This window comes from Pseudomonas sp. Marseille-Q5299, from assembly GCF_943737035.1.
Classification (GTDB): Bacteria; Pseudomonadota; Gammaproteobacteria; order Pseudomonadales; family Pseudomonadaceae; genus Aquipseudomonas; species Aquipseudomonas putida_E.
This window is the reverse complement of sequence record NZ_CALSFR010000007.1, coordinates 283,716-294,492: the sequence shown is the minus strand read 5'-3', so window position 1 is coordinate 294,492 and position 10,777 is coordinate 283,716. Positions and strand designations below refer to the sequence as shown.

The following is a 10,777-nucleotide window of genomic DNA, read 5'->3' as shown; positions in this document are numbered from 1 at the left end:
GCAGGCGGCGCTCGAGTCAAGGGTACTGGAGAATTCCAGGCATACCTGCATCCCCGCCTTCAACATCAGAGTTTGAAGCGAACGTGAATGGTGCTTTTATCTGTGCCCCCATCAATCGAGATCGCCGAGCTGCCATAGCCTGAATAACTTCTGACAAGCCGCATGCCAAGGCCCGTTCCGCTAGGTTTGGGATAATTTTCGGGAAAACCGTCACCCTCGTCAGTGACGGTGATCAACGCGTGGTCACCTGCATCCCGCACGCTGACCTCGATGGTGCCTTTGCCGTATTTCAAGGCATTGGTGATCAGCTCGGAGATGACCAGGCCCAACGGCGCCATTCTTGCTGGCAGCAGGGTGAATGCGTCAGCGTCAAGGACGATCTTCCGGTCGGCCAGTGCCCTCCCCAGGTCACCGAGCAAGGCTCCGAGGTAGTCGCCGGCAAGCACCTCTTGATCGGCCGTCTGATAGAGCCGTTCATGCACGCTGGCAATGGTCACAACCCGACCCGCTGCCGTTTCCAGTTGCAGCTTGACCGCGGCATCCGGCGTCAGGTTCGCCTGCAATAGCAACAGGGTATTGACCAGATGCAGGCTGTTCTTGACGCGGTGATGGATTTCTTCGAGGTGCAGGTCGTTCTTGTTGAGCCTGGAGTTCTGTGCATCGATCAACGACAGCAACTGAGCCTCATAATGGTGCCGTTCGGTGATGTCTCTGGATACCGCAATGAGTTTTTCGACCTGGCCATCGGCGTTCAACACGGGGGCAACGGAGACATCCCACCATTTAGGCGCCTGCTGACCGGTAGGGCAGAACCCTTCGAAGCGGGTCGACTCGCCTCTGGCGACTTTTTCCAAAGCCTCCCGGACGACCGGGCCCGACTCGGCGGGCCAAAGCTGCAACCATGGCTGCCCTTTGATCTCTGCCAGGTCGGCGATATGCATCAACGCCAACCCGGCGTCGTTCATGAACTCGATGTGACCGCTGCTGGACAACACGTTCACACAGTCCGGGCTGGCGTTGAGCATGCTTTCCGAATAGGGGTCGGCCAGTTGAGGATCATCCCCAGCGGTCAGCCGCTCAACCGCCATGGAGATAACGTTGGAGATCCCTTCCAGGAACACCAGATCGCTTTCGATGAAATCCTCACCATCGCTACTGTCTGCCTCAAGTACCCCAAACGGCATCAATGCGCCCCTGATAGGCACGTTGATGGCACGCTCGATACCATACTTTTTCAGCAACTCTGGCGTTCTGAAGCGCTGTTCCTGGCCCAGGTGGTTCGAAATCACAGGCCGATAGGTTTGAATGGCAAACCCGGCAGGGCTGGCCTCGTCGGCCCCCACTGTCGCGTGGCCAATATCGGACTCATCCCACCCTACCCCATGCGACAGCAGAAACCTGTCGCTATCGGGAATCGGCATCAGGACCTTGGCGAATCGGGTGTGCATGCCTTTGGCCACCAGTGTGCAAGCCTGGTCAAGCACGTCATCCAGGTTGGTGGATTTAAGCGACATGACCGCGTACTCGACCACCAGCTCGTGCTGCCTGTGCAGCCGGGCTTGGGATTTCCTGAGTGCGGCACGAATGGTCTCGTCAGGGGGCAGCTGCTGCATCAATAGTCTTCCAGGGCGCTGAGAAATGCCGTTCTAAGGTTAGCCTTTGCAGAAACGGCCGTAGGCTACATCAGATCTGGTGTAACACCGCTGATCGCTTCGGTGCAACCACCAACATTGATGTATGCATGCCCCTTGCCTGCGCTTTGATCATGCAAGCTGGATATAAACCGAATAACTGCCCAGCAACAGCCAGAACCCAAGAAAGATCCAAGGCGTACGCAGCGAAAAAAGCAGGGACTTGCGATGCCCTGCACGGGAGGTTTCCGCCTCGCAAAACAGCGGAGATTCGTCATAGGCCAGGCCCATCATGGGTTCACTGAGCAGAAGATGGCTTTGCTTGAGCTGCCAGTGATCGATGATCCGATAGGCCGCGCGAATGCCAGGCCATGCATTGAGCGTACTCATCACGCCCAGCAATGCGAGAAAGGCGGGCACCAGCAATGTGAACATCTCACCCCAGCTCTGGTTCAGGTTGCCCATGGACGACACGTAAGCGATGACCAGAAACGACTGGGCGGCCAGGTAGGCATCGGTGCGGTTGGCCAGGATGGTGGTCTCGTACTGAATTTCCCTGCGGTAGAAGTCCAGCCGCTCCTTAGGCGAACCGAACATCCTCGCATTGTGTTCATCGATCTCGTGTTCAGGGGTGGTAGGGGTGATGATTCGAGGCACGTGGCGACTCCTGGTGTTCGCTGAGCCATACCGGGTGGCGGTAGGCGCTTGAGCGGTAGAACAGCGCGCACAACGAAAATTCAGTCGCCATGCCCAGGCCAACCGTCCGTCGTTCAAACACCGGATCCCGTCCAACAAACCCTTGTCACATCTTTCGAACAGGTATGAGCCTTCCAACTGCAGGAGCTTGCACCATGCGTGACTACCCTACCCCTCCGTTTCCCTCACAACCGCAAAGCGTCCCGGGTTCGCAGCGCAAGATGGAACCCTCCCCGGACTGTGGCGAGCACACCTACACCGGCAACGGCCGACTCAACGGCAAGATAGCGCTGATCACTGGCGCCGACAGCGGGATCGGGCGTGCAGTCGCCATCGCCTACGCCCGCGAAGGCGCAGACATTGCCCTCGCCTACCTTGATGAGCACGACGATGCGCAGGAAACCGCCCGTTGGGTCCAGGCTGCGGGCCGGCAATGCCTGCTGCTGCCCGGGGATCTGGCGCGCAAACAGCACTGCTACGACATCGTCGACAAGACCGTGGAGCAGTTTGGTCGTATCGACATTCTGGTCAATAACGCCGCGTTTCAGATGGCGCACGACAGCCTCGATGAAATCGACGATGACGAATGGGTAATGACATTCGACGTCAACATCACGGCCATATTCCGCATTTGCCAGCGGGCGCTGCCATCGATGCCCAAAGGCAGTTCGATCATCAACACCAGTTCGGTCAATTCCGATGACCCATCGCCCAAACTGCTGGCCTATGCCACCACCAAAGGCGCCATCGCCAACTTCACCGCCGGGCTGGCCCAATTGCTGGGAGACAAAGGGATTCGGGTCAACAGCGTGGCACCAGGCCCGATCTGGACCCCACTGATCCCTGCCACCATGCCCGATGAGGCAGTGAAAAACTTCGGGTCGAGCTATCCGATGGGCCGGCCGGGCCAACCGGTTGAGGTAGCTCCGATCTACGTCTTGCTCGGCTCCGATGAGGCCAGCTACATCTCTGGCTCACGCTATGCCGTTACGGGCGGAAAACCCATTCTTTGACCTGCAAGGCCGTGATTCCACAACCGCGATGAGGTGCACCATGAACGCTATCGATCTGCTGATTCAAGACCACAAACTGGTTAAAAAGCTGCTGGACGAACTGTCTTCAACCACCGAGCGCGCCGTCAAGAAGCGTGCCGAACTCCTGCATCGGATCGAGCAGGAGTTGCAGATCCACACCGCGCTTGAAGAAGAGATCCTTTACCCGGCCATCAAACAAGCCGGGGGCAAGGAAGAAGCGAAGATGTACTACGAGGCAAAAGAGGAACACCGCACGGTCGATGCGCTGGTGTTGCCGGACCTGCTGCACACCGAAACCGGCACGCTCGAATTTGCAGGCCGCGTCAAAGTGATGAAAGAGTTGCTTGAACACCATATCGAAGAGGAGGAAGACGAGTTGTTTCCCACGGCGAAAAAGCTGTTGAGCAAAGATCTGCTGGAAGAAATGGGCCAAGCCATGGAAGCGCAAAAAAAGATGCTCAAGGGTGAGCAGCGTGCCGCTTGAATTCAAAGCAGCCAAGCAAAAGGCATGAAATGCCACTGGCAGATGCTGCAAGGTGCCGCGGGCAGGACTATGACCCCATACGCCTGCCCTAGCCTCAACCTTTGCCTAGCATTCTCGCCAACACGAACGTTGCCAGCACGGCCAGCACCACTGCGCCAGTAATGGACGGTACCGTACCCAGCGGCTCGATCGAGCTTTTCACCGCCAGGTAAAAGCCCAACACCCCCACAGCGCCAATGGCATTGCCGCGCACGATCGCACCCAGCTCCTGGTGACCGCCCTGAACATGGGCGAACACCGCCAGCGGCCAGGCAATCACCGGGATGGGTGCCAGCAGGCCGCTGGCCACCGGCCCAAGCCATTGGGCACTGGCAGTGATCGCCACCAACAACAGGGTTGCCGTGAGCATGCGCATGGGGATCACCCAGCGAGGCAGCGGCACAACCTTCGCGGCACCGGCCTGCGCATTGTTCGAGGTAAGGATGATGATCAGCGTAAGCAGGAGCAACGTCACGCCGACTGACACCGCCACCATGCCCAAGCGGCTCATCACAAAGGCGGTGACCGCGTAAACCGCCACGCCCGTGATGCAGCCGATAAAAGCGGACACATGCCGGGTCACCAGGTAGTAGAACAGGTAGGTTGCCTGTACGGCGGCCAACCCCGCCAATGCGCCAGGCACCGCCTGCAACGCAAAACCAGGCCCCTGTTCGAGGCTGAGAAACAACATGACCAGGGCCGAGGTGACCGGCAGCCCGGAGAGCAGCCCCCCGATCTGGGTACCCCAGCGCCTGGCTGCCAGCGAGATGGCCAGCATGAGGGTCGGGGTGATCAGGAACTTGAGGTAGAAGGCAGTCATTGAGGGCAGCATCGGATTCAAAAGACATGAGTGGGCTTATCGTGCCTGACAGGCGGCAGATAAGCGCCCAATGCTAATGTAACCGCTGGGGCATTACTCAGATTATTAGCGCCCGCTGATAAAGTAGAACGTCGCCAACCCTGCCCCGGTCATCAGCAAGGAACCTGTGACGTGCAAAGCGATAGAGCCCAGAGCCCATGAAATACGCCCCTCCTGGATGAGAGAGACGACCTCTGCGGAGAAAGTGGAGAACGTGGTCAATCCACCGCAAAAACCAGTGATCAGCAGCAGGCGCCATTCGGGGCTGAGCGACGGCGATGCGGAGAAGAATGCGATGGCCAAGCCAATGATGTAGCCACCAAGGAGGTTGGCCAGCAGGGTACCTGGCGGCACGGCGGGGAAAAGTGCATTGAGCTTCATGCCCAGGCCCCAGCGGAGCCAGGCACCGACCATCGCACCAATCCCGATAGCCAATAGCGACTTCAACATACAGCATCGCGCTCCGGGCAAAGAACTGGCAGGCATTCGGTACCGGCATCAGCCGCCAGCTTCAGCCGATCGGCCTTGCAGATGTATTTAGGCTTGTTTCGCGGTGCCAGCTTGGCGGCGGCCTTTTTCTGGTGTGCTTGCAGCAACTGCTTGATCTTCTTGCGACGGTTCATGGTGCCACTCGGTACGGGGTTGATCAGGTAGAACACATCATAAATGATGGAACCAGGCCCTGGGGGCGCGGGTGAATCACTCGTTGCCCTGGCGCTTGGCGTTTTTCTTGACGATGGCCTTCATCCGCGTCGCAGCGCGCTGCACGGTGGCCATCTTCTCCGGGCGTTTCATGCCGCGCCACTTGCGGATTTCCTCACGGGTTCGGCCACAGCTCACGCACAGCTCGCTGTTGAGCTGGCAAAGCGAGACGCAGGGGTTTTCGATGTCTTTGGCCATGGGCTGCTCCGGTCATGGCCGCGAATGATAGCGCAAGGCGGCCTGATCCGGTGCAGGCACAAAGCCGCAGGGCGGCACACACCCACCTGCGACCGGGGCCGTACAACCGGACCTCAAGCCGCTGCGGCCCTGTCGGTATCGCTGCTGACCTCGAACTGCCCGACCAGCTTCTGCAGCTTGCTGGCATTGGCCTTCACCGTCTCGGCACTGCTCTGCAGCACCACCGCCGTCTGGCGCATTTCACTGGAAGACTGGTTGACCTGCTCAATGGTCTTGCCATAAGCCAGGCTGCGCTGGTTGAGCTGCTGAATGATCTGGAACATGCTCTCTACCGCCTGGTGCAACTGTACGTTCTCCGACGAGGCATCTTCGGCCAGGCGCAAACTGTCATCGACATTATGTACCCCCTCCTCCATGAAGCTGACGGCTTGCTGGGTTTCATTCTGCAGGCCTTCGACCATGTGCCGGATATCGTCGGCGGCGCGCGCCGTGCGCGAAGCCAGGCTGCGCACTTCGTCGGCCACCACCGCAAACCCTCGGCCATGCTCGCCCGCGCGGGCGGCCTCGATGGCGGCATTGAGGGCCAGCAGGTTGGTCTGGTTGGTGATGTCGCTGATCAGCCCGCTGATGTTGCCGATCTGCGCCATCCTGCTGTCGAGCAACTGCACACTGGAAGCAGAACGCGCTACCACATCCCGAATCGACTGGGTGCCGGCCTGCACCGCCAGGTACTGCTCGCGGGCACGGCTGACCACCTCGTCCATGGCCTGCTTCATCTGCTCTGCGCTGACCGAAGCCTGCTGCAGTTCGCCCAGTTGCTCCTCCATGATGATCATCATCTGGTGCACCGCCTCGGCCACTTCGCTGGAGGTGACGCTCGCTTCGTGGCTGCGCCCGAGCATCATCTGATTGGTGGCGCCCACCGTGCGGCTGGCCTTGACCACTTGGCCCACCACCGAGTCCAGGCGGTCGATGAAGCTGTTGATCCAGCGCGCCATGTCGCCACTTTCATCGTTGGCCATGGTCGTGGTGTCCAGGCGCTGGCGCAGGTTGCCCTCGCCCTCGGCGATGGTGCGCAGTACATCGGTCATGCCATTGAACCTGGCTGCCAGCCGCCTTGGCCCCAGCGCACTGAAAAGCAGTGTGGCAGCCAGCATGCTCACGGCCAGCAGCGCATCGTTGATGCCTTGCGCCAAGCCCGCGTAGTGCTGCACCAGGAAGTTGCAACCAAACAGGCCGGCCATGATCGCGATGTACGGCTTCATCAACCCGTAGCTGAGTGAGCGTCGCCGGTAGACCTCCTCCAGATCGGCTTCGCACATCATGCCCCACCGGTCCGGCGAGCCCGGCAACTGGAATGTGACACCTTTGCCCACCACTGGCACATGGCGATAGTCCGAATAGCCAGGGTAAGTCACGAACAGGTTGGCGCCCTGGCGGATGGTTTCCCGAACGCCTGGATGAAGCTCACGGGTGGCAGGGTCGGTAAAGCGCAGCTCAAGCTCGGTATGGCGCTGGACCTGCACGGTGCTCCATGGCGTATGCACCCCGCTCTTGAGGTTTTCCCCGTGGGTGAAAGTGCCGTCCTCGAAACGCGAGCGCGACAAGGCGGTACCCGGTTTGATAGCAGGGTCGAAATGCGATTGCGCCATGAACAGGTAATTGTCACCGGACTCGGCATAGATATGCCCGGCCTCGCGCTGGATCAGGTCGCCCAATACGTCATTGGGCACCCGACCGCAGAGGCATCCGTAGACCTTCCCTTGCGCTTTGAGCGGCTGATAGAACATCAGTGTCACTTCGTCGTGAAACCGCGACGACGAGGGGCCGATCTGCAAGGTCAGCGGATCACTGTAGGGGCCGTGCAAAAACGGCGCCTTCAACCCCTGGGCCAAGGCGCCCAGTTGCCCGATGCGTTGGCCGTTACTGCGTTGCGCCCAACTCGACAACACAACCGTGCCACTGGTGTCGATGATGAACAGTTCCGAGAAGTCGTTCGCTTGGGCGAGCTTGTCCAGCAATGGCGTGCGGTCGTGAGCCAGGGCCGGGCCAAGGTTTTCAGCAAGTTCCGCCAGGTGTTCCCACTGTTCTCTCGCCCAGCTTTGCAGCAACTGCATGCGGGTCTGGGCTATGGCTTCGAACGTCTGCTCGATGACCGGATAAGTCGATCGGTTGAGCCCGCAGGACCAGCGCATGCTGAGCTTGCCGGTTTTTCCGAACCACGGCAGCCAATGCTTCTCAGCCGATGACAACTGCATGGAACCACTTGAAAGCGACATTATCTTCACCATACGCGACATCACAATGGCAAAGTGATAGCAAGTACTACGCCAACTCGTATGCAAGCTAATGATTAGGCAGGTAGCCATGGCCTCAGTACGCCATCTGCGCACCAATGAGGGGCAAAAAATGCGACCTGCGCCAATAAGGGTCGCCCGCCACAGGACCTGATCTCACTCACCGCCAGTACTGCGTGTCATCGACAATCTGTTCATGCCCTGCAAACAGCGCCGGCAACTGCTCCTTGAGGTAATCGATCCAGGTCCGCACCTTGGCATCCAGATAGTGCCGCGACGGGTACATTGCGTACAACGCACACTCACGCAACCGGTAAGGTGCCAACAACCGCCGCAAGCGCCCTTGCTCGATCGCCTGGCTGGCCGTGTAGAACGGCAGCAGCCCGATGCCCATGCCCAGTTCACTGGCCACCAGCATCGCGTCGGCGACGTTGGTCAGGAAGCTGTCGCGCGGCGCGATCACGCAATGGTCCAGCCCTTGGGGAAACACCCAGTCGCCCTCATACATCGGGTACGCCATGCGCAGGCAGCGGTGCTCATGCAGGTCTTCGGGCCGCTCGGGCACACCATGGGCCTCCAGGTAACTGGGCGCGGCGCAGGGGATGCTGAAGATGGTACCCAGCGGCACAGCGATCAGCTGTGAGTCGGGCAACGCGTCGTCCACGGTGATCACCACATCGTGCCCTTCGGCCAGCGGGTCGGGGTTGCGCTGGGACAGGGTCAGCTCCACCACCACCTCCGGGCATAGCGCGTTGTAGCCGGCCACCAGCGGCATCAGCAACAGGCCAAGGCCGTGCGGGCAATGCAGGCGCAGCCGGCCACGGGGGGTCAGGTGCGCGCCACGCGCTTCGCCCACCGCCTCTTCGGTCAACAGCATGATTTGCCGCGAGCGCTCAAGAAACCGCTCGCCGGCCTCGCTCATGCGCAAGCGCCGGGTGGTGCGGTGCAGCAGGCGAGTCTGCAGCTGATTCTCAAGCTCGGCGACGATCCGCGACACCTGCGCGGCTGAAATGTCCAGGGCATTGGCAGCCGCAGCGAAGCTGCCGCACTCCACTACCCGGGTGAAGGTGCGCATGGCGTGCAGCATGTCCATGGGGCTCGGCTCCTTGTTCGTTCTTATTCGTACGTTCCAGGCAGGAATCTATCACGGCTTAGCCCATTTATTGTGCACAGCCAAACAATACATCATTGGTAAAACATTGAAGAAGGAGCCTGCCATGAACATCAAACGCTCGATCGCGCTGCTTGCGCTCTCTGCCACCTTCGCCTCGTTCGGCGCCTTGGCCGCCCCAGGCGCCGCCCAGCCGGCCGCCAACGACAGCGCCAACTACGAATACGGCATGCCGCTGGATGTAGCCAAAGTGGTGTCGATCTCCCCGGCCAGCAACATTGCCGATTGCCAGGTGGGCACCGCACACATGGTCTATGTCGACCATCAGGGCCAGACCCACGAGGTCAACTACCAGGAGATGGGTAACTGCTCGCAGCAGTGATTCAGGCCAGCACCTGGGTGATCCAGCCAACCTGCCTGGCAAAGTCCTGCAGCTTGTGTGGCGCGATCGCATCCCGGGCACGTTCGAAGTTGGCCAAGGTCTGCTGCTTCTGACGCAGCATGCGCTGCCACTTGGTGACAAACGCCGGACTTTTCTCCCGCATCAGCAGCGGGCCGAAATACAGCTCTTCGGCGCTATAGACGACTGCCCCGCCCGGCTCGGCAACGATGATCTCGTAGTCGAAGCGGTTCTCGCGCAACACCTCTTCGCAAACGATCCGGTAGCCGTTGGCCATCAGCCAGGCCCGTAGCTCACCCTCACCGCCATTGGGTTGCAGGATCAACCGCTCGCTGCCGCTCAGGCGTGCCTTGCCCCGCTCCAGGATTTCGCACATGGTGTCGCCGCCCATGCCGCAGATACTCACCGCCGAAATGCGGTCTTGCGCCTGGATCGCCTCCAGGCCATCGGCCAGGCGAATGGTGATGTGTTCCTGCAGGCCGTTGCGGCGCACGTTGCGCTGGGCCGAAGCATAAGGCGTTTGCGCCACTTCCCCGGCCACCCCCGCTTCGATCACCCCACGCAACGCCAAGGCCACCGGCAGGTAGCCGTGGTCCGAGCCGATATCGGCCAGGCGCGCGCCTTGCGGCACATGCGCCGCCACACGCTCCAGGCGCATCGACAATGTCTGTTCGTTCAACTCAAGCCCCTTGCTCAACAATCGGCGCGATTCTGACCGCCGTGGCGCGGTATTACAATGCGCGCGGGCCAAGCGGTGCCCTGTGGCTCGACCCCTGCGCCGTGCTCGCGTAGGCTTGCGGCTTTCCTTCCGTCGCAAGGCAAAACCACTTTATGGCCAACATCATCTTCACCCCGGATTCCGATGCCGAGTCCATTTCTTCCGACGTCGCCGAGTTCAACGGCGTGCTGGTCACCACCCAGATTCCAGCCGATCTGGACGGCGATATCGTGCAGCAGAGCGAAAGCACCCTGCAGGCACTGAAAGAAGCCTTGGAAAAGGCCGGCAGCGGCATGGACCGGGTCATGCACCTGACCATCTACCTCACCGACATGGCCGACCGCGCCGCCTTCAACGAGGTGTACCAGCGTTTCTTCAGCAAGCCGTGGCCGGTGCGCGCTGCCGTGGGCGTGGCGGCGCTGGCGTACCCGCAAATGCGTGTAGAAGTGACCGCGATGGCGGCCAAGGGCTGACACAGCGGTTGCCTCACCGCCAGGGGCTGCAAAGCGGCCCCAACCCAAGCAGGACGCAGTACCGGCAAAACACCTCTGGGCAGCCAAAGCATGCCACCCGCCCATTTCCCCGCTACAATGCCGCCCTACCGTGAC

General features: G+C 60.5%; 14 protein-coding genes. 4 read left to right on the top strand and 10 right to left on the bottom strand.

The window, feature by feature from the left end; translation table 11 throughout:
* Positions 1 to 65 precede the first annotated feature (65 nt).
* From NGJ21_RS20405 to NGJ21_RS25895, 3 genes are all read right to left on the bottom strand, one after another.
* A complete protein-coding gene (locus NGJ21_RS20405; RefSeq protein WP_115274646.1) occupies positions 66 to 1,613 on the bottom strand; it encodes a sensor histidine kinase in 1,548 nt (515 codons plus the stop codon).
* A 150-nt stretch (positions 1,614 to 1,763) separates the two neighbouring features.
* Positions 1,764 to 2,288, bottom strand: coding sequence for a hypothetical protein (locus NGJ21_RS20400; protein WP_046786040.1), 525 nt, complete (start codon positions 2,286 to 2,288; stop codon positions 1,764 to 1,766).
* Positions 2,257 to 2,379, bottom strand: coding sequence for a hypothetical protein (locus tag NGJ21_RS25895; RefSeq protein WP_256658422.1), 123 nt, complete (start codon positions 2,377 to 2,379; stop codon positions 2,257 to 2,259). The genes NGJ21_RS20400 and NGJ21_RS25895 overlap by 32 nt, the downstream gene beginning before the upstream one ends.
* Positions 2,380 to 2,482: 103 nt before the next feature.
* On the opposite strand from NGJ21_RS25895, the gene NGJ21_RS20395 reads away from it, so the two are divergent.
* Together NGJ21_RS20395 and NGJ21_RS20390 are read left to right on the top strand one after the other, a co-directional pair.
* Complete coding sequence (locus NGJ21_RS20395; RefSeq protein ID WP_115274645.1) at positions 2,483 to 3,340, top strand: SDR family oxidoreductase; 858 nt, start codon at positions 2,483 to 2,485, stop codon at positions 3,338 to 3,340.
* A gap of 40 nt (positions 3,341 to 3,380) precedes the next feature.
* Positions 3,381 to 3,845: a PA2171 family ribosome-binding persister protein gene (locus tag NGJ21_RS20390; protein WP_046786038.1), complete on the top strand. Its 465-nt coding sequence runs from the start codon at positions 3,381 to 3,383 to the stop codon at positions 3,843 to 3,845.
* Between the two features lie 94 nt (positions 3,846 to 3,939).
* Here the strand turns inward: NGJ21_RS20390 and NGJ21_RS20385 are convergent, their stop codons facing one another.
* The 6 genes from NGJ21_RS20385 to NGJ21_RS20360 all read right to left on the bottom strand — a co-directional run bounded on the left by NGJ21_RS20385 (position 3,940) and on the right by NGJ21_RS20360 (position 9,033).
* Complete coding sequence (locus tag NGJ21_RS20385; RefSeq protein ID WP_115275535.1) at positions 3,940 to 4,704, bottom strand: hypothetical protein; 765 nt, start codon at positions 4,702 to 4,704, stop codon at positions 3,940 to 3,942.
* 105 nt (positions 4,705 to 4,809) lie between these two features.
* Positions 4,810 to 5,193: a fluoride efflux transporter CrcB gene (gene crcB / locus NGJ21_RS20380; RefSeq protein WP_115274644.1), complete on the bottom strand. Its 384-nt coding sequence runs from the start codon at positions 5,191 to 5,193 to the stop codon at positions 4,810 to 4,812.
* The gene (locus tag NGJ21_RS20375) at positions 5,187 to 5,366 is read right to left on the bottom strand and encodes a DUF2986 domain-containing protein (protein WP_115275534.1); all 180 of its coding nucleotides are present in this window, start codon (positions 5,364 to 5,366) and stop codon (positions 5,187 to 5,189) included. The genes crcB and NGJ21_RS20375 overlap by 7 nt, the downstream gene beginning before the upstream one ends.
* A 76-nt stretch (positions 5,367 to 5,442) precedes the next feature.
* Positions 5,443 to 5,643 (bottom strand): DUF1289 domain-containing protein, encoded by a 201-nt coding sequence (locus NGJ21_RS20370; RefSeq protein WP_012314714.1) that lies wholly within the window; start codon positions 5,641 to 5,643, stop codon positions 5,443 to 5,445.
* Positions 5,644 to 5,756: 113 nt separating this feature from the next.
* On the bottom strand, positions 5,757 to 7,295 hold the full coding sequence (locus NGJ21_RS20365; protein WP_502943596.1) for a methyl-accepting chemotaxis protein: 1,539 nt from the start codon (positions 7,293 to 7,295) through the stop codon (positions 5,757 to 5,759).
* 805 nt (positions 7,296 to 8,100) lie between these two features.
* A complete protein-coding gene (locus NGJ21_RS20360) occupies positions 8,101 to 9,033 on the bottom strand; it encodes a LysR family transcriptional regulator (protein ID WP_046786027.1) in 933 nt (310 codons plus the stop codon).
* A 130-nt stretch (positions 9,034 to 9,163) separates the two neighbouring features.
* On the opposite strand from NGJ21_RS20360, the gene NGJ21_RS20355 reads away from it, so the two are divergent.
* A complete protein-coding gene (locus NGJ21_RS20355) occupies positions 9,164 to 9,433 on the top strand; it encodes a DUF2790 domain-containing protein (RefSeq protein ID WP_115275533.1) in 270 nt (89 codons plus the stop codon).
* A 1-nt stretch (position 9,434) separates the two neighbouring features.
* Here the strand turns inward: NGJ21_RS20355 and NGJ21_RS20350 are convergent, their stop codons facing one another.
* Positions 9,435 to 10,130, bottom strand: coding sequence for a tRNA (adenine(22)-N(1))-methyltransferase (locus tag NGJ21_RS20350; RefSeq protein ID WP_115274642.1), 696 nt, complete (start codon positions 10,128 to 10,130; stop codon positions 9,435 to 9,437).
* Positions 10,131 to 10,282: 152 nt separating this feature from the next.
* Here NGJ21_RS20350 and NGJ21_RS20345 point away from each other — a divergent pair, with 152 nt between their 5' ends.
* Positions 10,283 to 10,642, top strand: coding sequence for a RidA family protein (locus NGJ21_RS20345; RefSeq protein WP_012314719.1), 360 nt, complete (start codon positions 10,283 to 10,285; stop codon positions 10,640 to 10,642).
* Positions 10,643 to 10,777: the final 135 nt, after the last annotated feature.

Coding starts and splice junctions, on each gene's coding strand:
- NGJ21_RS20360 (WP_046786027.1), bottom strand. CDS start 9,033: ATGGACATGCTGCACGCCATGCGCACCTTCACCCGGGTAGTGGAGTGC.
- crcB (WP_115274644.1), bottom strand. CDS start 5,193: ATGTTGAAGTCGCTATTGGCTATCGGGATTGGTGCGATGGTCGGTGCC.
- NGJ21_RS20395 (WP_115274645.1), top strand. CDS start 2,483: ATGCGTGACTACCCTACCCCTCCGTTTCCCTCACAACCGCAAAGCGTC.
- NGJ21_RS20370 (WP_012314714.1), bottom strand. CDS start 5,643: ATGGCCAAAGACATCGAAAACCCCTGCGTCTCGCTTTGCCAGCTCAAC.
- NGJ21_RS20385 (WP_115275535.1), bottom strand. CDS start 4,704: ATGACTGCCTTCTACCTCAAGTTCCTGATCACCCCGACCCTCATGCTG.
- NGJ21_RS20405 (WP_115274646.1), bottom strand. CDS start 1,613: ATGCAGCAGCTGCCCCCTGACGAGACCATTCGTGCCGCACTCAGGAAA.
- NGJ21_RS20365 (WP_502943596.1), bottom strand. CDS start 7,295: ATGGCGCAATCGCATTTCGACCCTGCTATCAAACCGGGTACCGCCTTG.
- NGJ21_RS20375 (WP_115275534.1), bottom strand. CDS start 5,366: ATGAACCGTCGCAAGAAGATCAAGCAGTTGCTGCAAGCACACCAGAAA.
- NGJ21_RS20390 (WP_046786038.1), top strand. CDS start 3,381: ATGAACGCTATCGATCTGCTGATTCAAGACCACAAACTGGTTAAAAAG.
- NGJ21_RS20345 (WP_012314719.1), top strand. CDS start 10,283: ATGGCCAACATCATCTTCACCCCGGATTCCGATGCCGAGTCCATTTCT.
- NGJ21_RS25895 (WP_256658422.1), bottom strand. CDS start 2,379: ATGGCGACTGAATTTTCGTTGTGCGCGCTGTTCTACCGCTCAAGCGCC.